The 23,773-nt window shown below is 69.7% G+C and carries 19 protein-coding genes and 2 tRNA genes; 16 read left to right on the forward strand and 5 right to left on the reverse strand.

Features of this window, described 5'->3' with window-relative positions:
• Window positions 1-71 precede the first annotated feature (71 nt).
• Together E0D90_RS07915 and E0D90_RS07920 are read right to left on the reverse strand one after the other, a co-directional pair.
• On the reverse strand, window positions 72-524 hold the full coding sequence (locus E0D90_RS07915) for a hypothetical protein (protein WP_130797152.1): 453 nt from the start codon (window positions 522-524) through the stop codon (window positions 72-74).
• Between the two features lie 76 nt (window positions 525-600).
• On the reverse strand, window positions 601-2,301 hold the full coding sequence (locus E0D90_RS07920) for an alpha/beta hydrolase (protein WP_130797153.1): 1,701 nt from the start codon (window positions 2,299-2,301) through the stop codon (window positions 601-603).
• A gap of 343 nt (window positions 2,302-2,644) precedes the next feature.
• Between E0D90_RS07920 and E0D90_RS07925 the strand changes: the two genes are divergently transcribed.
• Entirely contained in the window at window positions 2,645-3,025 is a 381-nt protein-coding gene (locus tag E0D90_RS07925; protein ID WP_130797154.1) for a DUF6507 family protein, read from the forward strand.
• A gap of 224 nt (window positions 3,026-3,249) precedes the next feature.
• Here the strand turns inward: E0D90_RS07925 and E0D90_RS07930 are convergent, their stop codons facing one another.
• On the reverse strand, window positions 3,250-4,509 hold the full coding sequence (locus E0D90_RS07930) for an acyltransferase family protein (RefSeq protein ID WP_130797155.1): 1,260 nt from the start codon (window positions 4,507-4,509) through the stop codon (window positions 3,250-3,252).
• A gap of 466 nt (window positions 4,510-4,975) precedes the next feature.
• Here E0D90_RS07930 and E0D90_RS07935 point away from each other — a divergent pair, with 466 nt between their 5' ends.
• Window positions 4,976-5,191, forward strand: coding sequence for a hypothetical protein (locus tag E0D90_RS07935; RefSeq protein ID WP_103503319.1), 216 nt, complete (start codon window positions 4,976-4,978; stop codon window positions 5,189-5,191).
• Between the two features lie 46 nt (window positions 5,192-5,237).
• Here the strand turns inward: E0D90_RS07935 and E0D90_RS07940 are convergent.
• Window positions 5,238-5,311: transfer RNA gene (locus E0D90_RS07940), tRNA-Gly, on the reverse strand.
• 213 nt (window positions 5,312-5,524) lie between these two features.
• Here E0D90_RS07940 and E0D90_RS07945 point away from each other — a divergent pair.
• The 5 genes from E0D90_RS07945 (at window position 5,525) to clpX (ending at window position 10,215) form a co-directional block, all read left to right on the forward strand.
• A tRNA-Pro gene (locus E0D90_RS07945) sits at window positions 5,525-5,601 on the forward strand.
• A gap of 105 nt (window positions 5,602-5,706) precedes the next feature.
• Window positions 5,707-7,149, forward strand: coding sequence for a trigger factor (gene tig, locus E0D90_RS07950; RefSeq protein ID WP_130797156.1), 1,443 nt, complete (start codon window positions 5,707-5,709; stop codon window positions 7,147-7,149).
• A 243-nt stretch (window positions 7,150-7,392) separates the two neighbouring features.
• Window positions 7,393-8,007, forward strand: coding sequence for an ATP-dependent Clp protease proteolytic subunit (locus E0D90_RS07955; RefSeq protein ID WP_103503317.1), 615 nt, complete (start codon window positions 7,393-7,395; stop codon window positions 8,005-8,007).
• 84 nt (window positions 8,008-8,091) lie between these two features.
• A complete protein-coding gene (locus E0D90_RS07960) occupies window positions 8,092-8,742 on the forward strand; it encodes an ATP-dependent Clp protease proteolytic subunit (protein WP_103503316.1) in 651 nt (216 codons plus the stop codon).
• Window positions 8,743-8,913: 171 nt separating this feature from the next.
• On the forward strand, window positions 8,914-10,215 hold the full coding sequence (gene clpX, locus E0D90_RS07965; protein ID WP_103503315.1) for an ATP-dependent Clp protease ATP-binding subunit ClpX: 1,302 nt from the start codon (window positions 8,914-8,916) through the stop codon (window positions 10,213-10,215).
• Between the two features lie 158 nt (window positions 10,216-10,373).
• Here the strand turns inward: clpX and E0D90_RS07970 are convergent, their stop codons facing one another.
• On the reverse strand, window positions 10,374-11,453 hold the full coding sequence (locus tag E0D90_RS07970) for a hypothetical protein (protein WP_170214938.1): 1,080 nt from the start codon (window positions 11,451-11,453) through the stop codon (window positions 10,374-10,376).
• A gap of 140 nt (window positions 11,454-11,593) precedes the next feature.
• Between E0D90_RS07970 and E0D90_RS07975 the strand changes: the two genes are divergently transcribed.
• From E0D90_RS07975 to rodA, 9 genes are all read left to right on the forward strand, one after another.
• A complete protein-coding gene (locus E0D90_RS07975; RefSeq protein ID WP_130797157.1) occupies window positions 11,594-14,227 on the forward strand; it encodes a valine--tRNA ligase in 2,634 nt (877 codons plus the stop codon).
• Between the two features lie 187 nt (window positions 14,228-14,414).
• The gene (folC, locus tag E0D90_RS07980) at window positions 14,415-15,962 is read left to right on the forward strand and encodes a bifunctional tetrahydrofolate synthase/dihydrofolate synthase (protein WP_130797158.1); all 1,548 of its coding nucleotides are present in this window, start codon (window positions 14,415-14,417) and stop codon (window positions 15,960-15,962) included.
• Entirely contained in the window at window positions 15,962-16,294 is a 333-nt protein-coding gene (locus E0D90_RS07985) for a DUF4233 domain-containing protein (protein ID WP_103501559.1), read from the forward strand. The genes folC and E0D90_RS07985 overlap by 1 nt, the downstream gene beginning before the upstream one ends.
• A gap of 329 nt (window positions 16,295-16,623) precedes the next feature.
• Window positions 16,624-17,037, forward strand: coding sequence for a nucleoside-diphosphate kinase (ndk, locus tag E0D90_RS07990; protein ID WP_130797159.1), 414 nt, complete (start codon window positions 16,624-16,626; stop codon window positions 17,035-17,037).
• 500 nt (window positions 17,038-17,537) lie between these two features.
• A complete protein-coding gene (locus tag E0D90_RS07995; protein ID WP_103501557.1) occupies window positions 17,538-18,557 on the forward strand; it encodes a rod shape-determining protein in 1,020 nt (339 codons plus the stop codon).
• A 121-nt stretch (window positions 18,558-18,678) separates the two neighbouring features.
• Window positions 18,679-19,743, forward strand: coding sequence for a rod shape-determining protein MreC (gene mreC, locus E0D90_RS08000; protein WP_130797160.1), 1,065 nt, complete (start codon window positions 18,679-18,681; stop codon window positions 19,741-19,743).
• Window positions 19,744-19,745: 2 nt separating this feature from the next.
• Window positions 19,746-20,450, forward strand: coding sequence for a rod shape-determining protein MreD (gene mreD, locus E0D90_RS08005; protein WP_103502533.1), 705 nt, complete (start codon window positions 19,746-19,748; stop codon window positions 20,448-20,450).
• A complete protein-coding gene (mrdA, locus tag E0D90_RS08010; RefSeq protein WP_103502534.1) occupies window positions 20,447-22,546 on the forward strand; it encodes a penicillin-binding protein 2 in 2,100 nt (699 codons plus the stop codon). The genes mreD and mrdA overlap by 4 nt, the downstream gene beginning before the upstream one ends.
• A gap of 58 nt (window positions 22,547-22,604) precedes the next feature.
• Window positions 22,605-23,747 (forward strand): rod shape-determining protein RodA, encoded by a 1,143-nt coding sequence (gene rodA, locus E0D90_RS08015; protein ID WP_130797161.1) that lies wholly within the window; start codon window positions 22,605-22,607, stop codon window positions 23,745-23,747.
• The last annotated feature ends 26 nt before the right edge of the window (window positions 23,748-23,773 follow it).

The following is a 23,773-nucleotide window of genomic DNA, read 5'->3' on the forward strand; positions in this document are numbered from 1 at the left end:
GTCATCACCGGCTACTTCAAAGCCCCGCACGTCCGCTACATCCTCGACGAGTGAACCCAATGAGTTTCTGATCAATAACAAGGGGTGAAGACGGTGAAGCGAATCTCGGATTCGTAGGTATCCGGCACGTGAGGCTGGGTGCTGTCCAGGAACGCGGCGCGGGCGAAGAGTTCTCCTTCCTCGTGCTCAACTCTCAACTCCAGCCTCCTGTTCTGGCTGTTGTTGGGCTCGTACATGACGACACGCCAGCCGCGTCCGGGAAGTCCCTCGTGTAGACGGTCCATCGCCACCCGCATCTGCCCCTCGGGGATCTGGTCCACACGCCAGCTGTGGCTGGCCGAGTAGAGGTCGCCCGCGTAGTCGTCCGAACAGGGAGCCTTCATCGGCGGCAGGTTCTCCTTGGGAACCACGTCGACCAATCCGGCGACCTCCAGGAGTTCCGTCTGGGTTCTTCCCACTCCCGCGACAACGTCCTCCGACGGTCGCACCGAGCCCTCCTCCGGAGCGGCGGGGTTCTCATTCATCTGGCCACATCCTGACACCAGGGCGATCGCTGCGGCGACCGCCAAGAGAATTGCGGTTCTCGGACTGATCACGTGGTCAAGGACTGGTGATGACATCTCCGGGCTTCCCGATCACTACATTTGCTTGGTTCTCTAGGTTGATTTCCGATTCCCAATAAGTCCCGTGGTCGGGTGCGTCGTTCGTCATGTGACCGGCTCCGAACTCGGCGTCTGACGGGGTCAGTGGACGATCGGCCGCAAATCCGAGGACTCCCGGTACTCTCGACCGCCACCCGCCACCGCTCTCACCGAGGAAATGGCGTCCGGCATCCGGTACAGGGTCGCGGTACCACGGCGCCTGCATCGACCAGATGTTCTCAGCGCCGATGCCGAGTTCTTCGGCGCTTCCCACGAGCATGCCGGGGCTTCCCACTGCGATGATGTTGTCCGCCGAGATGGCGGCATCGCGCTCCTGCGTCGCAGCCCCTACCAGCGTACTTCCGTAACTGTGCGCGATGACCGTGGTGTTGCGGTCGCGCTCGGAGGTTCTGGAGGCGTCGAGCCCGTCGAGGAACGAGTTGAGTTCGGGTGCGCCCTGTTGAGCGAAGCTGCGGCTGGTGGCATCAGGGACGATCTCGGGCGGCGCCTCGTAGCCGATCCACGTCACCGTCGCCACAGACTCTCCGTCAGCCAGGTCGGTGGACTTCTGCCAGACTCGCACCATTCGGTCGAGATTCGGTCCCACATCGGCGAGTCCGGTTCCGGTTCCGGGCACGAAAACGGCGGTGTGGCTTGCCGTGTCCGGGTCGCCGTTCGCGATCACGACCCTCCCGCGGCCCTGCGGTTCGTACCGCAGTAAATAGGCTGGCGGAAGTGAAGGATCGCTGTACTTCCCCGTACCGCTCAGTCGGTCATTGAGGGTCACCAACACCTCTAGTTCCCTGCGACGTTCGTCCCACGTTCTCCATTCCTCGAGTTCGGTCACTTGAAAGTTGAAGTAGTCACGCCGATAAGGCTCGTGTCTGTAGCGTTCCGGCTCGTTCGCCAGGAGCCACTCCAGCTCCCGGTCCGGACGGTCGCGGTTCCACATCCGGGAGAAGGCGAGTCGATTGGCCTCGTCGCGCGCCGCCGCGGGGAGGCCGTCGATGGCTCCGACCGCGGCCGGTGCCAGCTCGATCAGCCTGGCCTGTTCCGTGGCGCTCAGCCGCCCCCACCAGGCCGCCGCCTCTTCCGGGGTGCCGAACGCCGGCAGTTCGGGTGCCCAGGGGAACAGCGGGTACGGTTCGCGGCCCGGTGCGTAGGGGCCGTGGACGGGGCGGTGAGGCGTGCCGAGCGGAAGGGCGGACTCGATGGTGCGGACGGTGTCCGCCTCCATCCGCTCGAACGCGCTCACCAGGCGCGCGGCCTCGGCCCGGATGGCGTTGCTCTCCGAGGCGCGTCCGTCCTCGTCGGTATCGCCGGGCGAGCAGGTGGATACGGTGCGGGCGCGCTCCCGCAGGGCCTCCAGGCGTGTGCTGATGTCCTGTGCGGAGAAGGTGTAGTCGCGTAAGGCGGTGGAGACGGCGGTGACGCCGTCCCGGAGTCGTTCGCCGGCGGCCCGGACCGGCAGGGTGGTGGCGAGGAGGTCGGCCACCTCGACCGCCTGGTAGTCGGCGCCGATGCCCTGGAACGTGGCGTGCAGGCTCTCCCCGGTACTGAGGACGGCCTCGCCGTCGACGGCGAGTCTGCGTGCGATGGTCTCGAGTCGTCCGAGATCCCCGGTGAAGCTCGGAATCTCGGACGCGCTGATCAGTGGCATGAGCGCCCCCCCGTTGCCCCGTCGGCTGTGCTCCGTCTGCTCACTCCCCGCTCTCCCCACGAGCGGTTCCGTCACTCTCGGTGTTCTTTTTAGCAGCGCTACGTCACCACGGCAAGGCCTTGGCCGTGACTCGCTGACGGTTCGTCAACCTGTCGTGGCTTGTGGGGTGGGTGCCGTGGCGAAGGGCGTGCAGGTCAGGGCGGGCGCGGGTCGGCAGTCGGTCACCCGTTCGTGTTCTGGCCGCCTTGCCGCGCCAGTTGCTAGCCTGAAACGGTTCGACGCGCATCGTCATGAGGGCGAAACCGCCGGTTGCGGCCGGCCAACTCGACGGGGGAGACGCGGAATGTTCTGGGACGTTCGACCGGACCAGGTCGGGGGAGTGCTGAGTCGTTTCAACGACGCGGCGGAGACGCTGGACGCCGACGCGAGGAGTTGTGTGACCGACCTCACGGACGCGGCGGCCTCCTGCGGCGGTCTGAGCGGGGGCACGGCCGCGGGCGGCAGCCCGGTCGGCGCCGCCCTCGCTCGATTCACCGGGCAGACGCTGGAGTGCCTGACCTCCATGCGGGGGCAGGCGGCTTCCTGCCATGCCGGCGCGGGAGAGGCGACCGCGTCCTACGCCGTGGGGGACGGCGACATGGAGAGCGCCGCCCGGGGCGGTGAGTATCGGGCGCCCATCGGCTACGGCGCGCCGCCGCCACAGATCGCCTGGCCCCGCGACTGAGGCGAGGGGGACCACTCCGGCGCCAGCCAAAAGCCTCCGGGCCGTGAAACCCCGGGGGCCGGTCACCGGAGGAAGTACCCGGCGACCGGCCCACCGCCCCGGCGTCGCAGACAGAGGCGCGCAGTCACATCCGGCTGCCAGGCCAGGCCAGGCCGGGCCAGGCCAGGCCAGGCCGGGCCTGGCCCGGGCCGGCCTGGCAGCGAGCGGCAGCGCGGGCCCCGGGCCTACTCCTGGTGGCGCGAGCCGCTGCCCGCGCCACCCCCGGCACGACTCCCGGCCGTCCCCGGACCGGCTGCGCCGGACGCCCCGGACGCCCCGGCTGACGCGCCCCTCGCAGCTCCGGCGCCCGAGCCGCCCGGTGCCCCTTCCGGCTTCTTGAAGGCCCAGTCCATGCTGGGCTCGACCACGTGCCGGAAGAGCTGGCGCACCGGTGAGGTGCAGAGCAGGGTGATGACCACGGCGGCGATGACGGTGATGCCGAGCTGCCCCGCCGGGGTGGCGACCCAGTCCGCGTCGTACCAGCCCCACCAGCGTGACCCCTTCGCCAGGAAGCCGTGCAGCAGGTAGCCGTAGAGGGTGCCGGCGCCCAGTGCCGTGTACCAGGTGAGACGGTCGGGCACCCACGCCAGGAAGGCGGCGGTCAGCACCAGCCCGGCGCCGAACAGCACCAGGGTCATCATCGGGCCGGTCCACCAGGTGTGGCCCAGCTCCTGCACGGCGTTGGTGCGGTAGAACCACCGGGCGCTTATACGCGGTACGGCCCAGTACGCGACGACGAGCGCCACGACGAATGCGGGAATCGCCATCAGCCGGATGTCCGGGCCGCGCAGACGATCGAAGTGTTCTCGCCGGAGGGTGAGTCCGAGGACGAAGAACGGGAGGAACTGCAGCACCCGCTGGATGTTGAGGTCGTCGCCGAGCTCGGGGGAGACGGAGGCGAGGACGGCGATGCCCAGGGCCACCGGCACCGGCCAGCGGATGATCTTCCAGAACGGAGCGGTCAGCCGCCACACGAACAGCGCGACGAGGAACCACGTCACGTAGTAGGGGTCGAGCAGGCTGAACGGGTAGTCGGTGCCGTTCACCTGCCGGTGGAAGAGGATGTACGCCACTTCGAAGATGAGGTACGGCACACCGATTCCGGTGACCAGCCGGCGCAGCTGGTCGGGCCGGGCGGTGAAGCTGCGCGAGAAGTAGCCGGCGACCACGATGAAGGCCGGCATGTGGAACGTGTACACGAACATGTACAGCGCCGAGGCGGCTCGCGAGTCGCTCATCAGCGGTGTCCAGGCGTGCCCTATGGCCACCAGGAGGATGGCGAGGTACTTCACGTTGTCGAAGTAGGGGTCGCGCGCCTTGCTCACGTCCGGGCGGGATGCCGCCTTCCGCTCGGGCCGCTCACGTGTCGGGCCCGGCCCGCCGGCTCCTCCGGCCGGCGCCGGGCGGTCGTCCGTCAGGACCGCATGATTACGAACGTGCAACATCGTCGGCACGATAGCGGCCGTCGTCCGCCTCGTAAATTCCGCTTGCCCGGAGTCCGTGAAGGTTTCGAAGAATCTGCGCGCGAACTGGTCGCATCATGTGAAGAACTGGCCTGCCACGGCGTGAACATGACCGCTATCCACGGATGTGAGATGCGTAAATCAGTACATATGGCCGACTGTCACCAGATGTCAGTTCGTATGGCCCGACGGTCGGTCGCGGTGGGGGTCAGGGTTCCCCCCGGGGGGTATGCGGAGGTTGTGAAATTCCCTCCTCCGTCACGCCCGGTGATAACCAATCGATAACGAACACCCTGCGTGCGGGTGTGACGCAGATTGGCCGACCATCTGTCATCGGGCGCCCACGCGCCGTCCGTTGGGGTGGCACGATGGTCTCGTGCTTGGGGGGCTCCAGTGCGGGGAAGCCCCCAAGCGGCGAAAGGCGTTTCTTCCGAGGGTGTGATCTGTTGTGGTTATCTCGTTCTCGCTCGCTCTGCTCCTGGGAGTGGTCCTTGTAGTGATGGTCCGCGGGGGGTCCATCAAGTGGGGGCCGGCCATCGTGGCCATCCTCTTCGGCTTCTCGCTCGCCTCCACCGGCGCGGCCGACCCGATACGGGACTTCCTGGAGTCCATCAGCAACTCCATCGGGGCGGTGGACGACTCCATCAGTTCGAACGGCCCCTGACGCGCCACGGCCCGGCCCCTCGAGGAGGGACCGGGCCGCGGTCGCGTGGAGCGGGTGACGGGAATCGAACCCGCGTAGCTGGTTTGGAAGACCAGGGCTCTACCATTGAGCTACACCCGCGCGTCGGCGCCGCACGGCCCTTCGGCCGGAGCGCGACCAGCATCGTACCAGCGCGTAGCCGTGCCTCGTTCACCGCTGTGCGTGTGACCCCGGCGAAGCCCCGCGAGGATCCGCCGCGAGCGGCGGCCGCGCCGGATTCCGTCGCCGTCCCCCATGCCCGGTAGGTACTGCTCCCGACGTACCTGTACGCTACGTGTCGCATCGTGAGCCATGCGGGGTGTGGCGCAGCTTGGTAGCGCGTCCGCTTTGGGAGCGGAAGGTCGTCGGTTCGAATCCGGCCACCCCGACCACGTACGATGAGGGTCGCGCGTGCCTGTGTACTGAAAACCAGCATCCCATGCCGAATACGGGGCGCCCTCAAGATCCCCCAGCTGTCTGCCCCAAGGAGACCGACCGTGAAGAGCGCCGTGGAGACCCTGAACCCGACTCGGGTTCGGCTCACTGTCGAGGTGCCCTTCGAGGAGCTCAAGCCCAGCCTCGACGCGGCGTACAAGAAGATCAACCAGCAGATCAGCATCCCCGGCTTCCGCAAGGGCAAGGTCCCGGCGCGGGTCATCGACCAGCGTGTGGGTCGCGGTGCTGTGCTGGAGGAGGCCGTCAACGACGCCCTGCCGAAGCTCTACCAGGACGCGGTCAACGAGGGTGAGCTGAACCCGCTCGGCCAGCCCGAGGTGGACATCACCGAGCTCAAGGACGGTGAACTCCTCGCCTTCACCGCCGAGGTGGACATCCGCCCCGAGCTGGAGATCCCGGACTACTCCGGTATCGAGGTCACCGTCGACGCGGTCGAGGTCACCGACGAGGACATCGACGGCGCCCTGGACCAGCTGCGTGAGCGGTTCGCCACCGTCAGTGTCGTGGAGCGCGCCGCCGCCGAGGGCGACGTCGTCAAGCTCGACCTGGAGGCCCGGGTCGACGGCGAGCTGCTCGAGGACGGCGTGGCCAAGGGCGTCGACTACACCGTCGGCTCCGGTCGCCTGCTCGACGGCATCGACGAGGCCGTCACCGGCCTGGAGGCCGGCGGCGAGACCACCTTCACCAGCGAGCTCAAGGGCGGCACCGCGGCCGGCAGCGAGGCCGAGGTGTCGGTCAGCGTCGAGACCGTCTCCGCGCGTGAACTCCCCGAGCTGGACGACGAGTTCGCCCAGCTCGCCAGCGAGTTCGACACGCTGGAGGAGCTGCGCGAGGACAGCCGCAAGCGGCTGGCCCAGCAGAAGAAGTACGAGCAGGCCACCGCCGCCCAGGAGAAGGTGCTGGAGCAGCTGCTGGAGCTGGTCGAGGTTCCGATTCCGGAGAAGCTCCTCAAGGACGAGGTGGAGACCCGGAAGCACAACCTGGTCAACCACCAGCTCGGTCAGCTCGGGATGGACCTCGACGCCTACCTGAAGATGCAGGAGAAGACGGCCGAGGAGTTCGACGCCGAGCTGCAGGAGCAGGCCGAGAAGGGCATCCGCACCCAGTTCGTGCTGGACGAGATCGCCAAGCGCGAGAAGCTCAACGTCAGCCAGGAAGAGCTGACCGAGCACCTCCTGCGTCGTGCGCAGTCCTCCAACATGAGCCCGGACCAGTTCGCCAAGGCGGTCGTCGAGGGCGGCCAGGTGCCGATGCTGGTGGGCGAGGTCAGCCGCGGCAAGGCGCTGGCGACCGTGGTCGAGTCCGTCAAGGTCGTCGACACCAACGGTGACGCCGTCGACCTCGACGACGAGGACGAGACGGCCGAGACCGTCGAGGCCACCGAGACCGTCCAGGCCGCCGACGAGGCGACCGGCACGACCGAGACCGCCGAGGGCCAGGACGCCCCCGCCAAGGACGGCGAGGACACCAAGGCCAACGGCTGACGCCACTGGGCCCGCGCCGGCTACGGCGCCCCGCAGTACACCGGACGGGGCCGGACGCACCAGCGTCCGGCCCCGAGCCGTACCGCGCTTTTCCCGGGCCAAGCGCACCTGCGCTCACAGCGAACAGTTCCCTGGCCGGGATGGGTCTGATCGGCCAGCGCGTTAAGGTCCGTAAGAACAACGAAGATGCCAAGTGACGGTCAGTGATGACTCGGCCGTGAATCGAATGAGCAGGTGGAATACGTGACGCTTCCGATGCCTTCCGCCGCGGCTGAGCCGATGAATGGCGGCCTCGGCGACCAGGTGTACAACCGGCTGCTGAACGAGCGGATCATCTTCCTCGGGCAGCCCGTCGACGATGACATCGCCAACCGCATCACGGCTCAGCTGCTCCTTCTCGCCGCTGACCCGGAAAAGGACATCAACCTCTACATCAACAGCCCCGGCGGCTCGATCACCGCCGGCATGGCGATCTACGACACCATGCAGTTCATCAAGAACGACGTGGTCACCATCGCCATGGGCATGGCCGCCTCCATGGGCCAGTTCCTGCTGAGCGCCGGCACCCCCGGCAAGCGGTTCGCGCTGCCGAACGCCGAGATCCTGATCCACCAGCCCTCGGCCGGTCTCGCCGGATCCGCCTCGGACATCAAGATCCACGCCGAGTGGCTGCTGCGCACCAAGAAGAAGATGGCGGAGCTGTCCGCCCACCACACCGGCCAGAGCGTCGAGCAGTGGACGCACGACGCCGACCGTGACCGTTGGTTCACCGCTGACGAGGCCCGTGAGTACGGCCTGGTGGACGCGGTGATCTCGGACGCCGTGGACATCCCCGGCAGCGGCGGCACGGGTGCCTGACGGCACCGTCGCCCCGGCCGCGGCTTTGGCCCCGGCCACCCCGGTTCACCTCCGCAGCCAGCCCATCACCTGGAGACACTGACGATGGCACAGTCCTTTCCCGGCTCCGGCCTCTACGACCGGACGCCCGCCGAATCCCGGTACGTCGTCCCCCGCTTCGTGGAGCGCACCTCGCAGGGCGTCCGTGAGTACGACCCGTACGCGAAGCTGTTCGAGGAGCGCATCATCTTCCTCGGCGTGCAGATCGACGACGCCTCGGCCAACGACGTGATGGCGCAGCTGCTGTGCCTGGAGTCGATGGACCCGGACCGGGACATCCAGATCTACATCAACAGCCCCGGTGGTTCGTTCACCGCGCTCACGGCGATCTACGACACGATGCAGTTCGTGAAGCCGGACATCCAGACCGCGTGCATGGGTCAGGCCGCCTCGGCCGCCGCCGTGCTGCTGGCCGCGGGCACGGCGGGCAAGCGCATGGCGCTGCCCAACGCCCGGATCATGATCCACCAGCCGTACAGCGAGACCGGCCGTGGCCAGGTCTCCGACCTGGAGATCGCGGCCAACGAGATCCAGCGCATGCGGGTCCAGCTGGAGGAGATGCTCTCCACGCACTCCACCAAGCCGATCGAGCAGATCCGCGACGACATCGAGCGGGACAAGATTCTCACCGCCGAGGGCGCGGTGGAGTACGGTCTGATCGACCGGATCATCACGACCCGTTCCGGGTCGAACTGAACCGCTCGGGTTTGCGGCCGGTCCCCCCTTGGACAGGGGTTCCTCACTGGAGGATTCCCGACAAGGGGGGCCTTCGGTCCGGGCGACAAGGTACCGTCGTCAGGGCAAGACATGGCGAACTAGCACAGGCACCGTCCCCCGGGCGGTGCGCAGGCGAAGGGGACGCACCTCGTGGCACGCATCGGTGACGGCGGCGATCTGCTCAAGTGCTCGTTCTGCGGCAAGAGTCAGAAGCAGGTGAAGAAGCTCATCGCGGGCCCGGGGGTATACATCTGCGACGAGTGCATCGACCTCTGCAACGAGATCATCGAGGAGGAGCTCGCCGAGTCGCCCGACTCCGAGCTGAGCGAGCTCCCCAAGCCGCGGGAGATCTACGAGTTCCTCGAGAGCTATGTGGTCGGCCAGGACGACGCCAAGAAGGCGCTCTCGGTGGCCGTGTACAACCACTACAAGCGGGTGCGTGCCAGCGAGCACGACTCCGGCTCCCGTGACGAGGACATCGAGCTCGCCAAGTCCAACATCCTCCTGCTGGGCCCCACCGGCTCCGGCAAGACACTGCTGGCGCAGACGCTGGCCCGGATGCTCAACGTCCCGTTCGCGATCACCGACGCCACCGCGCTGACGGAGGCCGGGTACGTCGGCGAGGACGTCGAGAACATCCTGCTCAAGCTGATCCAGGCGGCCGACTACGACATCAAGAAGGCCGAGCAGGGGATCATCTACATCGACGAGATCGACAAGGTCGCCCGCAAGAGCGAGAACCCGTCGATCACGCGCGACGTCTCCGGCGAGGGCGTGCAGCAGGCCCTGCTGAAGATCCTGGAGGGCACCACGGCGGCGGTGCCGCCGCAGGGCGGGCGCAAGCACCCGCACCAGGAGTTCCTCCAGATCGACACCTCGAACGTGCTCTTCATCGTCGGTGGCGCCTTCGCGGGGCTGGACGAGATCATCCGCGCCCGGTCCGGCTCACGGGGTATCGGCTTCGGCGCGGACCTCCGCTCCAAGCGCGACACCGACTCCTCCGAGCTGCTGGCCGACGCGCTGCCGGAGGACCTGGTCAAGTACGGCATGATCCCGGAGTTCATCGGCCGGCTGCCGGTGATCACCTCGGTGCACAACCTCGACCGCGAGGCCCTGCTGCGCATCCTGACCGAGCCGCGCAACGCGATCGTCAAGCAGTACCAGCGGCTCTTCGAGATCGACGGTGTGGAGCTGGAGTTCGACCTCCCGGCGCTGGAGGCCATCGCCGACCAGGCGATCCTGCGTGGCACCGGCGCCCGCGGCCTGCGGGCGATCATGGAGGAGGTGCTGATGTCCGTGATGTACGAGGTGCCCTCCCGCCAGGACGTGGGGCAGGTCGTGATCACCGAGGACGTGGTCCGCTCCAACGTCAACCCGACGCTGGTACCGCGGTCCCGTCTGGCCAAGCAGCGCGGTACCCAGGGACAGACGCCGCAGGAGCGCACCGCCTGACGGACGCGGGGAGCCGCCGCGCGGCCCGGAGCTGCCGGGCCCGCCCGCTCGCCCTCCACCCCCGACACGGCCGAGGGGCCCGTGACCACCGGAGAACCGGTGGTCACGGGCCCCTCGGCCGTGGTTGCGCTTGCGGGCGGCCCGGAAGCGGCCCCGGGTCAGGGCAGGACCTGGGCGTCCTCACGCAGCTGGAGCGTCATCTCCGCCGCGTCGGCGGTGGAGACGGCCTCCGGGAAGGTGATGTCCTCCGGCGTCATGGTCTCGGGGTCGACGTCCTGCGGCACCGTGGGGGAGTTCAGGGTGTAGGTGGCGCCCACGGTGGAGTAGTCGGCCCAGACGCAGACCGTGGTGGTCAGCTCCAGGTCGCCCATCACCGGGTCCGAGGTGACCTCGTTGGCCTGCTGGCACTTGAGGACCACGTCCTCGCTGCCGAACGACTCGGCGGTGCCGGTCAGCTCGACGGTCGAGCCCTCGTTGTTGGACTCCGCGAGCGCGCCGGTCAGTTCGTGGAAGAGCGCGTCCACGGTCTGCTGCGGGCGTTCCACCTCGCCCCACATGCCGCCGAAGAGCATCCCGACGCCGCCTTCGAAGAGCAGCTCGTCGGGTGAGGCGATGCCGGCGTCGGAGTAGCTGCCGTTGACGCCTCCGGCGAACTCCACGCCCGCCTCGGCGAGCGCCTCCTCGTCCTCGGTGATGACGTCCTCGTCACCGCCGGCGGCGATCAGCTGGAAGTCACCGGAGGTCTCGGGGAGCTGCAGCTCGTACCGGGTGCCGTCGTCCGCGGAGATGGGGGTGTCACCGCCGCTGAGCACGAAGTACAGGCCACCGGCGACCGCCGCGCCGACGACGGCCAGGCCGACGATGAGCAGCGTCTTCCGGCCGCCCTTGCCGCTGCCCTGCGGGGGCGGGGGCTGCTGTCCGTAGGGCGGCTGGCCCTGGTACTGCTGGTGCGGGAACTGCTGCTGGGGGTACTGCTGCGCGCCGGGGTACTGCCCCTGCTGCTGGCCGTAGGGGCCGGGCTGCTGTCCCGGGTACTGCCCGGGCTGCTGGCCGTAAGGCTGCTGCGGGGGCTGCTGCTGGGGGTAGCCGTAGCCCTGGCCGCCGGGGGCGGCGCCGGGCTGCGCGTACGGGTTGGGTCCGCCGGGCTGGCCCCCCTGCGGCGGCGGCGCCCCGTACGGGCCGGGCTGACCGGGCTGCGGGGGCTGCTGCCCGTACGGCCCCGGCTGGTTGTGGCTCATCTTCTTCCCCTCGAGAGCGTGTGCGTCCATGGCGCGTCCGCCGATAGTTTCGCCCATACTTGCCGACCGGGCGCCCCCCTGTACATCCGGCCCCGAAACCGATTCGAAGCCGGGACATTGCCGCCGATACACTGACGCCCGTGACCGACAACACTCAGCAGCCCGAAGCCGGGCTCCAGCGCGCTCCCGCCGACCTTCCGACGCAGTACGCGCCGGCCGAGGTAGAGGGGAAGCTGTACGAGCGCTGGGTGGAGCGCGGTTACTTCGAGGCGGACGCCACCAGCGACAAGCCCCCGTACACGATCGTCATCCCCCCGCCCAACGTCACCGGCGCGCTCCACCTGGGCCACGCCTTCCAGCACACGCTGATGGACGCCCTGACCCGCCGCAAGCGGATGCAGGGGTACGAGGCGCTGTGGCTTCCCGGTATGGACCACGCCGGTATCGCCACCCAGAACAAGGTCGAGCAGCAGCTCGCCGACGAGGGCCGCTCCCGCCACGACCTGGGCCGTGAGGCGTTCGTCGAGCGGGTCTGGCAGTGGAAGGACGAGTTCGGTGGCCGGATCCTCGGCCAGATGCGCCGCCTCGGTGACGGCGTCGACTGGTCCCGTGAGCGGTTCACCATGGACGAGGGGCTCTCCCGCGCCGTCCTGACCATCTTCAAGCGGCTCTACGACGACGGCCTGATCTACCGGGCCGAGCGCATCATCAACTGGTGCCCCCGCTGTCTGACGGCGATCTCCGACATCGAGGTCGAGTACCAGGAGGACGCCGGCGAGCTGGTCTCCATCGCCTACGGCGAGGGCGAGGACCGCCTGGTCGTCGCCACCACCCGTGCGGAGACGATGCTCGGTGACACCGCCGTCGCGGTCCACCCGGAGGACGAGCGCTACCGCCACCTCATCGGCAGCCGGATCAAGCTGCCGCTGACCGACCGCACGATCCCGGTCGTCGCCGACGAGCACGTGGACCCGGAGTTCGGGACCGGTGCAGTCAAGGTCACGCCCGCGCACGACCCCAACGACTTCGCGATCGGCCGTCGTCACGACCTGCCCTCGCTGACGGTGATGGACGAGCGCGGGGTCATCACCGTCCACGGCCCGTTCGAGGGGCTGGACCGGTTCGAGGCGCGTTCCGCGATCGTCGGGGCGCTGCGCGAGCAGGGCCGGATCGTCGCGGAGAAGCGCCCGTACACCCACTCCGTCGGCCACTGCTCGCGGTGCAGGACGACCGTCGAGCCGCGGCTTTCCATGCAGTGGTGGGTCAAGGTCGAGCCGCTGGCGAAGGAGGCCGGGGACGCCGTCCGGGACGGCCGGGTCACCATCCACCCCGCGGACCTCTCCAAGCGGTACTTCGACTGGGTCGACAACATGCACGACTGGTGCATCTCGCGCCAGCTGTGGTGGGGTCACCGGATCCCGGTCTGGTACGGCCCGGACGGTGAGATGGTCTGCGTCGGCCCGGACGAGGAGCCGCCGTCCGGTGAGGGCTGGACCCAGGAGAGCGACGTCCTGGACACCTGGTTCTCGTCCGCCCTGTGGCCGTTCTCCACGCTCGGCTGGCCCGAACAGACCCCGGACCTCAAGAAGTTCTACTCCACCGACGTCCTGCTCACCGGCCACGACATCATCTTCTTCTGGGTCGCCCGGATGATGATGTTCGGCCTGTACGCGATGGACGGCCGGCAGCCGTTCCACACCATCGCGCTGACCGGGCTCGTCCGCGACGAGCACGGCAAGAAGATGTCGAAGTCCAACCCCAACTCCGTGGATCCGCTGGACTGGATGGACGCCTACGGCGCCGACGCGGTCCGCTTCACCCTGGCGCGGGGGGCCAACCCGGGCGCCGATGTGCCGATCGGTGAGGACTGGGTCCAGGCGTCGCGCAACTTCGCCAACAAGCTCTGGAACGCGACCCGGTTCGCGCTGCTCAACGGCGCGACGGTCGACGGCCCGCTGCCGGAGGCCGGCGCCCTGTCGGCGTCCGACCGCTGGATCCTGTCCCGGCTGAACACCGTCATCGCCGAGGTCGACGCCGCCTACGAGGACTACCAGTTCGCCAAGGCGAGCGACCTCCTCTTCCACTTCGCGTGGGACGAGGTCTTCGACTGGTACGTCGAGCTGAGCAAGACGGTCTTCGCCGCCGGCGGCCCGGCCGCCGACGCCTCCCGCCGGGTGCTCGGTGAGGTCCTGGACCGGACGCTGCGGCTGCTGCACCCGATCGTGCCGTTCGTCACGGAGGAGCTGTGGACCACCCTCACCGGCCGTGAGTCGCTGGTCGTGGCGGACTGGCCGGTCGACACCGGGTTCCGTGACGCGGCGGCCGAGGGCGAACTGGCGACCGTCCAGAAGGTGGTCACCGAGATCCGCCGGTTCCGCGCCGACCAGGGCCTCCAGCCCGGTCAGCGCGTCCCGGCGCGGCTGGAGCTGGACGGGACCGGGCTGGCGGACCACGAGGAGGCCATGCGCTCCCTGCTGCGGCTGCAGCCCGCGGGCGACGGCTTCGAGGCCAGCGCGACCCTGCCGGTGGCCGGTGCGGTCGTCGCCCTGGACCTCTCGGGGGCCATCGACTTCGCCGCCGAACGCAAGCGGCTGGAGAAGGACCTGGCCGCGGCGGAGAAGGAGCTGAAGCAGACCACCGCGAAGCTCGGCAACGAGGGCTTCCTCGCGAAGGCGCCGGAGCCGGTCGTGGAGAAGATCCGCGGCCGTCGTGACGCCGCGGAGGCCGACATCCAGCGGATCACCACCCAGCTGGACCGGCTTCCCCGCGCCTGACGCACAGCGCGCGGCGCGCACCGCACGGCCGGCCGCCGGGCCCGGCGCCGCCTCTCTCGCAGGGGCCGGTGCCGGGCCCGCGGCGCGTCCGGCGCCCGCCCCGTGCGGGGCCGGCGGCCCGGACGTCGCCGGCCGCCGCGACGGGCGGGGCGCCGGTCGCCGTCCGGCTTCCGTAGACTTGCGCCCTGTGAGCGAGACCCCTGGTGACACCGGCCCCCAGTTCCCCGGCGACGACGGCGACAGCGCCGGTGGCGACCCCTTCGCGGACATCGTGGCGGAGGAGACCGATCGCGATCCCGACCTCGCGGTGATCGAGGCGGGCAGCCGCACTCTGCGCGCCCTCTCCGGTCCGCCCTCCGGCGAGGACGACGTGCCGGGACGCCCGGAGGACCCGGAGACCGACCGAGCCCTCGCCGAGGTCGAGGCGGAGCTGGCCGGGCGCTGGCCCGAGACCAAGCTCGACCCCTCGCTGGCGCGGATCGAGGCGCTGATGGACATCCTGGGCGAGCCGCAGCGCGGCTACCCGGCGATCCACATCACCGGCACCAACGGCAAGACCACCACGGCCCGCATGATCGAGACGCTGCTCGGCGCCTTCGAACTGCGCACGGGGCGGTTCAGCAGCCCGCATGTGCAGTCGATCACCGAGCGCATCAGCCTGGACCGCCGCCCGATCGCACCCGAGCGCTTCGTCGAGACCTACCGTGACCTCGCGCCCTACGTGGAGCTGGTCGACTCCGGCCAGGAGCACCGCCTCTCGTTCTTCGAGGTGCTGACGGCCATGGCGTACGCCGCCTTCGCGGACGCGCCGGTGGACGTGGCCGTCGTCGAGGTCGGCATGGGCGGCCAGTGGGACTGCACCAACGTGATCGACGGGCAGGTCGCCGTCGTCACCCCGATCGCGCTGGACCACACCGAGCGGCTCGGTGAGACGCCGCAGGCCATCGCCGGCGAGAAGTCCGGGATCATCAAGCAGGACGCGACGCTGGTGATGGCGCAGCAGCCGGTCGAGGCCGCCGCGGTCCTGCTGCGGCGCGCCGGGGAGCGGGAGGCCACGGTCGCCCGGGAGGGCGTCGAGTTCGGCGTGGTCTCCCGGGAGGTGGCGGTGGGCGGCCAGCTGCTGACGCTGCGCGGCCTCGGTGGGGAGTACCCCGGGATCTTCCTGCCGCTGCACGGCGAGCACATGGCGCACAACGCGGCGGTCGCCCTGGCGGCGGTCGAGGCGTTCTTCGGCGTCGGAGCCACCCATCACCGCACCCTGGACCAGGACATCGTCCGTGAGGCGCTGGCGCAGGTCAGCTCGCCCGGACGGCTGGAGGTGGTCCGGGCCAGCCCCACCGTCATCCTGGACGCCGCCCACAACCCGGCGGGCGCCGCGGTGACCGCGACGGCGATCGGTGAGGCGTTCGGCTTCAGCCGGCTGATCGGCGTGCTCTCCACCAGCGAGGGCAAGGACGTGCGTGGGCTGCTGGAGGCGTTCGAGCCGGTGATGGCCGAGCTGGTGGTGACGGGCAACTCCACCCACCGGGCGATGGACCCCGACGCCCTGGCCGCGCTCGCCGTCGAGATCTTCGGCGAGGACCGGGTCCAGGTCGAACCACGACTGGACGACGCGATCGAGGCCGCGATCACGCTCGCCGAGGAGTCCGACGAGTACGCCGGCGCCGGGGTGCTGGTGACCGGCTCGGTGATCACCGTCGGCGAGGCGCGCCTGCTGCTGGGAAGGGACCGCTGATGCGAACGCTGTGCTCCGCCACCCTGCTGGGAGAGTTCCTGATCGTCGGCCTCGCCGGTCTGGTCGCCTCCCGGCTGACCGACGTGTCGCCGGTGACGCTGTGGGTGGTCTGCGGTGCCGTGATGGCGTTGTGCGTGCTGCTGTGCGGCGTCGTAGGACGGCCCGGGGGAGTGGCGCTGGGCTGGGCGCTCCAGGTGGGGCTGATTCTCAGCGGCTTCCTGGTGCCGATCATGTTCTTCCTCGGCGCCTGCTTCGCGGGACTGTGGTGGGCTTCGGTGCACTTCGGCCGCCGCATCGACGAGCTGAAGGCGGCGCACGCCGCCGCTTCCTGAGCGGGCGGCCGCCGGGCGTGCCCGACGGCCGCCGGGTCGCGTCCGCTCACCGCCGGTCCGCGCCCGTTTCGTTCGTTTTCGGTCACCGGGGGCGACCCGGTGTCCTTCTGCTGGTTCGTCCGCTCTGGGTGGCCGTCGGGCCGCCGCGGGCGGCGGTGCGGTCGCCGTCCACGGAGCGGGCGGTTCCGGCCGTACCCGGGGCCCGGCTAGGGTCCGACGGCGTGTTGCGGGTATCGTGCGGGCACACTCGGTCGATCCCCGGCGGCCCCCGTCCGCCCGGGAACCCGGGCCCATCCTCCTGTCTCGCACCACCCGGTTGGAGCCGCCCCATGAGCCAGCGCACCCTCGTTCTGCTGAAGCCGGACGCCGTCCGGCGCGGGCTGGTCGGCGAGATCATCGGCCGGATCGAGGCGAAGGCCGGCTGGTCGATCGCGGCCCTGGAACTGCGGACGCTGGAGAAGGCGACGCTGGAGACGCACTACGCCGAGCACGAGGGCAAGCCGTTCTACCCGCCGCTGATGGAGTTCATGGTCTCCGGGCCCTCCGTCGTCCTGGTGGTCGAGGGCGAGCGCGTCATCGAGGGAATGCGGACGCTGTCCGGCCCGACCGACCCGATCGCCGCCGCGCCCGGTTCCATCCGCGGTGATTTCGGCAGCATCGTGCGTGAGAACCTCATCCACGCCTCGGACTCCGAGGAGTCCGCCGAGCGTGAGATCAAGATTTTCTTCCCCAGCCAGGCCTAATTCCGCCGGATCCGCCTGACCGCGTGTCAGTCCGGGCAATCCCGGCTGTGGCCGACGTCGCCACGGCGTATTCCGCGCTGCCCCGGTCACCGGAAGCGCGCACCTCTCCGCAATGCCGCGGGCCACCTCGTGGCCCGCGGCACGCGAACCCGTCCCGACGTGCGACACGCCGAACGGGACGCGGCGCGTACCGACTCACGGCGCACGGCGTTAATTGCCGCGACCGCTCTTGTCGCTCCAATGCGCTCCGCCATCGGGGTATGTACAGTCGAACGGGGGAACTCTTCACCCGAACACGACGTCACCATGACGATGGACGGGCCGGGTTCCGTTGACAATGGCGACTCAAGGCGCACCGGCGCCCTGTGCCCGACCGGCCGGGGATACGATGTCACGAGTGCCCACCGCGTAGTTTCGCGGGCGGCGGCGACATCGCATCCTGCCGACCTCCACGCACACATCGCTCCAGCTGGAAGGCCAGACGTATCCTCATGAGCAATATGTCTTTCATGGGTCGAGACATGGCAGTCGATCTCGGAACGGCCAATACGCTGGTGTACGTCAGAGGCCGTGGCATCGTGCTGAACGAGCCATCCGTCGTCGCCATCAACACCAACACCGGTGGCATTCTCGCCGTCGGATCCGAGGCGAAGAAGATGATCGGCCGGACTCCCGGCAACATCGTCGCCGTGCGTCCCCTCAAGGACGGGGTGATCGCCGATTTCGAGATCACCGAGCGGATGCTCCGCTACTTCATCCTGAAAATCCACAAGCGCCGCTACCTGGCACGTCCGCGTGTGGTGGTCTGTGTTCCCTCCGGTATCACCGGAGTCGAGCGACGCGCCGTCATCGAGGCGTCGACGCAGGCGGGCGCGCGGCAGGTGCACATCATCGAGGAGCCGATGGCCGCCGCGATCGGTTCCGGCCTCCCGGTCCACGAGGCCACCGGCAACATGGTGGTCGACATCGGCGGCGGCACCACCGAGGTCGCCGTGATCTCCCTCGGCGGCATCGTCACCGCCCAGTCGATCCGCGTCGCCGGTGACGAACTGGACAACGCGATCATCCAGCACATCAAGAAGGAGTACAGCCTCCTGCTGGGCGAGCGCACCGCCGAGAACATCAAGATCACCATCGGCTCCGCCTACGACAACGAGCAGGACGAGCACACCGAGATCCGCGGCCGTGACCTCGTCAGCGGACTCCCCAAGACCGTGGTCATCTCCTCCGGAGAGGTCCGCAAGGCCATGGAGGAGCCGGTCAACTCCATCGTGGACGCGGTCAAGACCACCCTGGACAAGTGCCCGCCGGAGCTCTCCGGCGACATCATGGACCGGGGCATCGTGCTGACCGGCGGCGGCGCCATGCTCCGCGGGCTGGACGAGCGGCTCCGCCAGGAGACCGGCATGCCGATCCACATCGCCGAGGACCCGCTGGACTCCGTCGCGCTGGGTTCCGGCAAGTGCGTCGAGGAGTTCGAGGCGCTCCAGCAGGTTCTGGACGCGCAGCCACGGCGGTGACGGCCCGCGGGTCGTCACCGCGGCGCCGCCCGGCCGGGACGCGGCGGGGCAGCGCCCTCCGCCCGGCGGGGCCGCCGCCCGACGGATCACCGAACGACGCAGAAAGGCACGGCCTCCGCACGTGAGGGACACCAAAGAGAGCAGGCTGCTGCTCGTACTTCTGGTCGCCATCGCCTTCGCGCTGATCACGATGGACGTCCGGAGCGGCGACCAGTCGCCGCTGGACGGTCCCCGGGAAGTCGCCGCCTCGGTGTTCGGGCCGGTCGAGGCGGGCGTGGCCAGGGCCGTCGACCCGGTCGGCAACGCCATCGGCGCGGTCCGTGACTCCGGCCGGCGGCACGACCGGATCAGCGAGCTGGAACGCGAGAACGCGGAACTGCGCCAGGAACTGGGCAGTTCGGAACACCGCGACTCGCGCATAAGGCAGCTGGACGAGATGCTCGGCACCGCCGGCGCCGGCCAGTACCGCGTCGTCGGCGCGCAGGTCATCGCCATAGGGCCCGCGCAGGGCTTCTCCTGGACCATCACCATCGACGCCGGGCGCGACGACGGCCTGGAGCGTGACATGACCGTCCTCAACGGTGACGGTCTGGTCGGCCGGGTCACCACCGTCGGGCCGGGTACCGCCACCGTGCTGCTGGCCAGCGACCCCAACTTCACCGTGGGCACGCGGATGGAGGGCACCGACGAACTGGGCTTCGCCAACGGCCGCGGTGACGACTCCCTGGACGTCCAGCTCCTCAACCACCGCGCCAAGGTCAAGGCGGGAGACCGCCTGGTGACCTTCGGCTCCGCGGACGGCAAGCCGTTCGTGCCGGGCGTCCCCGTCGGCGAGGTGACCAGCGTCGAGGCCGCCTCCGGCGACCTCACCCGCACCGTCCGCATCCGCCCCTACGTCGCCTTCACCCAGCTCGACCTGGTCGGCGTCGTCGTCGAGCCGCCCCGGGACAACCCGCGCGACTCGGTGCTGCCGCCCCTTCCCGACGAGGCGAAGAAGGAGGAGCCGGCCGAGGAGGACGAGGAAGCCGACGAGGCGGGCGACTCCGAGGAGCAGGACGCCGACGCCGCCGGGCAGGACGGCGAACCCGGCCAGAACGCCGGCGCGGAGACCGGCCCCGGCGCCGTCGCGCCGGACGGGAGCACTCCCGGCAACGAGGACCCGGACGCCATCGTGGGAGCTGACTGACCATGCGCCTGACCCGCACTCTCCTCACCACCGTGCTAGTGACCGTGGCGCTGGTCCTCCAGGTCACCGTCTTCGCCCGGCTCCAGCTGCCCGGTGCCGTCCCCGACCTGCTGCTCCTGACCGTGCTGGCACTCGCCCTGGTCTACGGCCACGTCGGCGGCGCCCTCGCCGGGTTCGGCGCCGGGCTGCTCGCCGACATCGCGCCGCCCGCCGACCACGCCGTGGGCCGCTACGCGCTGGTGCTCTGCCTCATCGGCTACGCCGCCGGACTCACCAAGCCCGAGACGGGCCGGCACCGGTCGGCCACCGTGCCGATGATCGTGGTCGGTGTCGGCGCCGTCGTCTCCACCCTGCTGTACGCGGGCGTCGGAACCCTCGTCGGGGACACCGCCGTCGCCGCCGGCGGGCTGGTCACACTGATCCTGACCGCCACTGTCTACGACCTGCTGCTGGCGCCCTTCGCCGTGCCGCTGGTGATGGCGATCGCCAGACGGCTCGAGGACGATCCGCTCGCCTCGGAGGCGGTCTCCGGATCGGCCGGCGGGAACGACTCCATCAACAGCTGGGCGACCTCGCCCGGCCTCGGCGGGGGCCGCTTCGGCCGCCCGGCCGGGATCGGACGCCAGCGCTCGCTCCTGCTCAACCGCTCGCGCGGCCGCGCGGGGCGGGCCAAGGCCGGCCGCATCAAGGGGGTGAAGCGGCTGTGAGCAACATCCCGGACACCGGCCGCACGTCACGGATCACCATCCGGCTGATCGTCATCCAGATACTGGTCGTCTCGCTGCTGCTGACGCTCGGCGGGCGGCTGTGGTACCTGCAGATCCGTCAGGGTGACGAGTACCAGGAGGCGGCGGCCGGCAACCACGTCCAGCAGGTCGTCCAGCCGGCGGTGCGCGGGTCCATCCTGGACGCGCGCGGGGTTCCGCTCGCCGACAACGAGACCCGGCTGGTGGTATCCGCCGACCGCACCGAGCTGCTGCGCCAGCGCGACGGCGGCGAGCAGGTCCTCGCCGACCTCGCCGAACTCCTCGGAATGGAGGAGGAAGAGGTCCGCAACAAGGTACGGCTCTGCGACTCCCAGACGCCGCAGCCCTGCTGGAACGGTTCGCCGTACCAGCCGATCCCCGTCACCGACGAGGCCACGACCGAGCAGGCACTCCAGATCCGCGAGCGTGGCGAGGCGTTCCCCGGCATCATCGCCGAACCGGCCGCCGTCCGCCGCTACACGGCCCCCGACGGCGCCTCCACCTCCCAGGTGCTGGGCTACCTCTCCCCGGTCACCGACGAAGAGGTCGAGGACGCCAAGGACTCCGACTCACCGCTGCTGCGCTCGGACCAGATCGGCCGCTCCGGGCTGGAGCGGACCTACGACTCCTACCTGCGCGGCAGCGCCGGCGTGACGCGCTACGAGGTCGACAAGTTCGGCAGGGTCACCGGCGAGGCCGACAACGACGAGGCGGTCGCCGGGGCCAACATCGTCACGAGCATCGACTCCCGCGTGCAGGCCGTCGTCGAGAAGGAACTGCTCCAGGCGATGAAGGACGCCCGGCAGCAGCGCGACGAGATCACCGGCCGCAACTACGAGGCCGACTCCGGCGCCGTCGTCGTCATGGAGAACGACACCGGCCGCGTCGTGGCGATGGCCTCCGCACCCGACTACGACCCCAACGTCTGGGTCGGCGGCATCTCCGGCGGCGACTACCAGGAGCTGACCGGCGAGGACTCCAACTACCCCCTGCTCAACCGGGCCATCCAGGGGCAGTCCCCTGCCGGGTCCACCTTCAAGGTGGTCACCTCGGCGGGCGCCGTCAACGCCGGCTACCCCTTCGAGGGCAACTACGACTGCTCGTCCTCGTACAGCATCGGCAGCCAGACCTTCCGCAACTTCGAGTCCACCGGCTACGGCCCGATCAGCCTGGGCCGCGCTCTGGAGGTCTCCTGCAACACCGTCTTCTACCGCCTGGCCCACCAGGAGTGGCAGAAGGACGGCGGGTCCAGCCCGGGCGACGACCCCAACGACTTCCTGTACGAGACCGCCCACGGGTTCGGCCTCGGCAAGCCGACCGGCATCGACCTGCCCGCCGAGGTCACCGGCCGGGTCCCGGACCGCGAGTGGAAGCGCTCGTACTGGGAGGCCAACAAGGACTCGTGGTGCGAGATGGCGAAGTCCGACGAGAACGACTTCGCCCACCGGCTGGCCCGTGAGAACTGCGAGGAGGGCTGGAAGCTCCGCGCCGGCGACGCGGTCAACTTCTCCATCGGCCAGGGCGACGTACTGGTGACCCCGATCCAGATGGCCTCCATCTACGCGGCCATCGCCAACGGTGGCACGCTGTACGAGCCGACCGTGGGGAAGGCCGTCATCGGAGCGGACGGCACCGTCATCGAGGAGATCGAGCCGACCGAGTCCGGGAAGCTCCCCGCCAGCGAGCAGACCATACGGCAGCTGCGGCAGGCGACCGAGGACGTCGTGACGACCGGTACCGCCTCCTGGCGGTTCGCCGGCTGGCCCCAGGACGAGGTCCCGCTGTACGCCAAGACGGGTACCGCCACCACGGACAACAAGCAGTCCCGGTCCTGGCTGACCACCTTCTCCGACGACTACACCATCGTGATGACGATGGACCAGGCCGGTACCGGCTCCGGTGCGTCCGGCGTCGCGGTGCGCCGGATGTACGAGGCCATCTACGGCGTCTCCGAGGACGGCTCCATCGACCGCGGGGCGGCGCTGCTGCCCCAGCCGATGCGCGACCTCCCCGAGATCGACGAGAACGGCACCATCATCGCCGGCGAGGACGGGTGAGCGCGTGAGCATCCACACCTATGCCGGCGCCCGCCGGCAGAACCAGCAGCCGGTCTGGATGCGGTTGATATCGCGTGACTCGCTGTTGCGCCGCGTGGACTGGGTGCTGATGCTGGCGGCCGGTGCCCTCTCGGTGCTCGGCTGCCTGCTGGTGTGGTCGGCGACCCGGACCAGGACGGGGATAACGCAGGGCGACCCGCAGTACTTCCTGCTGCGTCAGGGCGTCAACCTGGCGATCGGCGTCGCGCTCGCGGCCGGTGTGATGTGGCTGGGCCACCACCGGCTGCGCGGCTTCGTCCCGGTCTTCTACGCCTTCTCGCTGGTACTGATGCTGCTGGTCTTCACTCCGCTCGGCACCGAGATCAACGGACAGCGGGCGTGGCTGGCGATCGGCGACTACACGATCCAGCCCGGCGAGTTCGCGAAGGTCGCCGTGATCCTGGGGATGGCGGTGATACTGGCCGCCCGTGTGGACGCCGGTGACCGCGAGCATCCCGGCGGCAAGACGATACTGCAGGCGCTGGCCCTGGCCGCCGTGCCGTTGATGATCGTGCTGGTGGACGACACCGGCATGGCGATGGTGATCGCCGCGATCATCCTCGGCGTGCTCTTCGGTTCGGGCACCCGTATCGGCTGGACCATCGGCCTGGTCGTGGCGGGTGTCGTGGCGGCGGTGCTGGTCTGGTTCCTCGGGCTGCTCGACGATTACCAGATCGACCGCTTCGCGGCGTTCGCCGACCCCAGCCGGGACCCGTCGGGGGTCGGGTACAACACCAACCAGGCGCGGATCGCGATCGGTTCGGGCGGTCTCGACGGCAAGGGGCTCTTCCAGGGCACCCAGACAACCGGGCAGTTCGTGCCGGAGCAGCACACCGACTTCATCTTCACCGTGGCCGGTGAGGAGCTGGGCTTCCTCGGCGCCGGCGCCATCATCCTGCTGCTGGGCGTGGTGATGTGGCGGGCCCTCGCGATCGCCCGCGGCGCCACCGAGCTGTACGGCACGGTCATCGCCACCGGCATCGTCGCCTGGCTGGCCTTCCAGTCGTTCGAGAACATCGGCATGGCGATGGGCATCATGCCGGTCGCGGGTATCCCGCTGCCGTTCCTCTCCTACGGCGGCACCTCGATGTTCGCCACCTGGATCGCGATCGGGCTGCTGCAGTCGGTACGGATGAAACGGGCCCTGTCGGCGTCGGCCTGACGGTGGGGGCACGGGGCACGGGGCAC

The sequence above is a fragment of the Streptomyces otsuchiensis genome (assembly GCF_004305975.1).
Lineage (GTDB): Bacteria > Actinomycetota > Actinomycetes > Streptomycetales > Streptomycetaceae > Streptomyces > Streptomyces otsuchiensis.

Bases quoted from the DNA above. Each gene is read 5' to 3' on its own strand.
- E0D90_RS07985 (WP_103501559.1), top strand. From the start codon at position 15,962: ATGCGAACGCTGTGCTCCGCCACCCTGCTGGGAGAGTTCCTGATCGTC.
- E0D90_RS07930 (WP_130797155.1), bottom strand. From the start codon at position 4,509: ATGTTGCACGTTCGTAATCATGCGGTCCTGACGGACGACCGCCCGGCG.
- E0D90_RS07920 (WP_130797153.1), bottom strand. From the start codon at position 2,301: ATGCCACTGATCAGCGCGTCCGAGATTCCGAGCTTCACCGGGGATCTC.
- E0D90_RS07925 (WP_130797154.1), top strand. From the start codon at position 2,645: ATGTTCTGGGACGTTCGACCGGACCAGGTCGGGGGAGTGCTGAGTCGT.
- E0D90_RS07970 (WP_170214938.1), bottom strand. From the start codon at position 11,453: ATGAGCCACAACCAGCCGGGGCCGTACGGGCAGCAGCCCCCGCAGCCC.
- E0D90_RS07995 (WP_103501557.1), top strand. From the start codon at position 17,538: ATGTCTTTCATGGGTCGAGACATGGCAGTCGATCTCGGAACGGCCAAT.
- mreD (WP_103502533.1), top strand. From the start codon at position 19,746: ATGCGCCTGACCCGCACTCTCCTCACCACCGTGCTAGTGACCGTGGCG.
- E0D90_RS07915 (WP_130797152.1), bottom strand. From the start codon at position 524: ATGAATGAGAACCCCGCCGCTCCGGAGGAGGGCTCGGTGCGACCGTCG.
- ndk (WP_130797159.1), top strand. From the start codon at position 16,624: ATGAGCCAGCGCACCCTCGTTCTGCTGAAGCCGGACGCCGTCCGGCGC.
- rodA (WP_130797161.1), top strand. From the start codon at position 22,605: ATGCGGTTGATATCGCGTGACTCGCTGTTGCGCCGCGTGGACTGGGTG.
- E0D90_RS07960 (WP_103503316.1), top strand. From the start codon at position 8,092: ATGGCACAGTCCTTTCCCGGCTCCGGCCTCTACGACCGGACGCCCGCC.